1 protein-coding gene is annotated in these 2925 nt (G+C 80.4%); it reads right to left on the bottom strand.

Annotated features, from left to right (window positions below; genetic code table 11):
• The coding region (locus ABD317_RS35405; RefSeq protein WP_344295865.1) for an amino acid adenylation domain-containing protein at nt 1-2925 on the bottom strand (2925 nt) is incomplete at both ends.

Genomic DNA, 2925 nt, shown 5'->3' with positions numbered 1-2925 from the left:
CGGATCGCCGGCGGCGGGCACCGCGTAGGCGACGAGCCGGGTGTCGCCGCCGCGGTCGGCGCGGGCGGTCACGGCGGCGCGGGCGACCGCGGGGTGGGCGGCGAGCGCGGCTTCGACCTCGCCGGGTTCGACGCGGTGGCCGCGGACCTTGACCTGGTCGTCGGCGCGCCCGGCGAAGTCGAGCCGGCCGTCGCGGCGGCGGCGGGCGAGGTCGCCGGTGCGGTACATCCGGGTGCCGGGCGGGCCGTACGGGTCGGCCACGAACCGCCGGGCCGTCAGCCCCGGGCGGCGCAGGTAGCCGCGCGCCAGGCCGGCCCCGGCGACGTACAGCTCGCCGGTCGCCCCGGGCGGCACCGGCTGCAGCGCGGTGTCCAGGACATAGGCGCGGGCGCCGGGGACGGGCCGGCCGAGCACGGGCGTGTCGGCGTCGTCGAGCCGCGCCTGCACGCAGTCGACGGTGCACTCGGTCGGGCCGTACATGTTGTACGCCGTCAGCCCGGGCACCGCGCGCAGCTCCCGCCACAGCCCCTCCGGCAGCGCCTCGCCGCCGAGGACGGCGAGGCCGGGGCGCCACCGCCCGCCGGTGAAGAGGCCGCGGTCGCAGAGGACCTGGAGGTACGAGGGCGTGAGGTCGACGCTGTCGATGCGCCGTTCGGTCAGCCAGGCCGCGAAGCGGTCCGCGTCGGTGAAGGTCGCGGCGGACGGCACGTGCAGCTCGTGGCCGGCGGTGAGGGCGGCGAGCTGCCCCCAGGAGGCGTCGAACGACACCGAGGCGGTCAGCGCCACCCGCAGCGGGCGGCCGCCGGCGCGCCGGGCCGCCGGGCCGAACACCCGCTCCCGGTACCGCTCGGCGACGGCGGCGACGCTCGCGTGCCGTGCGACGACGCCCTTGGGCGCGCCGGTCGAGCCGGAGGTGTAGATGACGTACGCCGGGTGCCCGGGCCGCGGTCCGGGCGCGGGGTCGGTGCCGGGCAGGTCCTGCAGCTCGGCGGCCGTCCCGGGCGCGTCGAGCAGCAGCCGCGGCGTGCCGGTGCCGAGGGTGCCGGCGGTGTCTGCGGCGGAGGCGGTGGCGGTGTCGGTGAGCAGCAGGACGGGGCGGGCGTCGGCGACCATGGCCGCGAGGCGGGCGGCGGGGTAGCCGGGGTCGAGCGGCAGGTAGGCGGCGCCGGACCTGAGTACGGCGAGGAGCGCCACGACGAGGTCGGCCGAGCGCGGCAGGGCCAGGGCCACGATGCCCTCGGGGCCGGCACCGCGGGCGGCGAGGGCGTGCGCGAGCCGGTTGGCGCGGGCGTCCAGCTCGGCGTACGTCAGCTCCGTGCCGTCGGCCGCGACGGCGACCGCGCCCGGCGCGGCGCGTACCCGCGCGCGGAACAGCCCCGTCAGCGTGGACTCGGGCGGCGGTGCGGGGGCCGGGGCCCGGTCGTCGGCGGCGCCGGGGGCCGCGGCGGCGGTCGCGGCCAGGCGGAGGGCCGCGTACCAGCTCGTGAACACCGCGACCAGCGGCAGTTCGTGGCGCTCGGCGAGCCCGTCCGCCGCGGCCGCGTGCGCGTCGGCGCCCGGGAAGTCCGCCAGCGCACCGCGGGCCTGCATGCGTACGAGATGCCCCAGCACCTCGTACGTCACCAGGCCGTGCCGGGCCGACAGCCCGACCAGCTCGGCACCGACCCGGTCGCGCGCCGCGGCCAGGCCCGTGCGCTCGAAGGTCTGCATGAACACGCCGTTGAGCGCGAACGCGAGCAGCGCCGGGTCGTCCAGCCCGCGGGCCAGCAGCTCCACCTGCCCGGCGGCGTGCGGCCCGCGCGCGGAGCGGGTGCCGCGCGACTCGACGGCGACGGTGGCGAGCAGCCGCGCCCGCGCGGCGGCGTGTTCGCCGGGCGGGAGCGTGGCGAGACCGCGCTCGGCCGCGGCGACGACGCCGAGGTCCTGCTCCGGGTCGTCGACGCGGGTCCAGATCGCGGGGACGTCGTACGCGCCGATCACACGGGCGGTCAGCTCCGGGTCGCCCAGTTCCTCGGCCGCCACGACGGCGGCCACCCGGTGCCGCCGGGCGGCCTGCAGCCCGCCGCCGCCGGTGACGGCGAGGCCGCGGAGCAGGCCGACGGTGGATTCGAGCCGGGCGCGGGCGGAGGCAGTGACGGTACGGTCGTACGCGGCCGCCGCCTCCGCCCAGACCCGCCGCGCGCCGGCTTCCCCGGCATCGGTGACGCCGTCGGCGCCGTGCACCCCGTCGTCTGTTCCGGCGTCGTCACCCGCCCGGGACGGGCCGGGTCCCCCGCCACCGCGGCCGTCCGGCACACCGGCGTTTCCCGCCCGGCAGCCCTCCGACGCGCCTCCGCCCCGACCGCCACCACCGCTCCGCCCCGGCGCCCCCGGCACCGCCTCCGCGTCCCGCGCTCCCGGCGCCCCCGTCGAACCGCCGCCGGGCCCGTGCCGGCCGCCCTCCGGCTCGCCGGTGTCCCAGCCTGCGCCGTGCCCGCCCGGAGCGGGCGCCTCCAGGTGGGCCGCCTGCGTCAGGATGTCCGCCTCCAGCCGGCGCAGCGCCGGGCCCGGGTCCACACCCAGCTGCTCGACCAGCATCGTGCGGGCCCGGCGCAGCACCGCCAGGGCGTCGGCCTGCCGGCCGGCCCGGTACAGGGCCAGCACCAGCAGCCGCCAGGCGTCCTCGCGCCAGGGGTGTTCGGCCACGTGGCCGTCCAGGTCCGCCGCGGCCTCGGCGGCAAGGCCCAGGGACAGCCGGGCCCGGGCGTGCAGCTCGACGGCGTGCAGCCGCAGCTCCGCCAGGCGGGACCGCTCGGTGCGGGCCCAGGGCAGGTCGGTGAACTCGGCGTAGGCGGGCCCGCGCCACCAGCCCAGGGCCTCCGCCAGCCGGGCCGCCGCGGCCCGCGGCGGCAGCTCCCTGGCCGCGGCGGCCGCGGCCTCGAAGCG

The sequence above is a fragment of the Streptomyces synnematoformans genome (assembly GCF_039531005.1).
In the GTDB taxonomy this organism is placed as follows: Bacteria; Actinomycetota; Actinomycetes; order Streptomycetales; family Streptomycetaceae; genus Streptomyces; species Streptomyces synnematoformans.
Note: the sequence above shows the minus strand (reverse complement) of the source record. Positions and strands in the feature narration are given on the sequence as shown.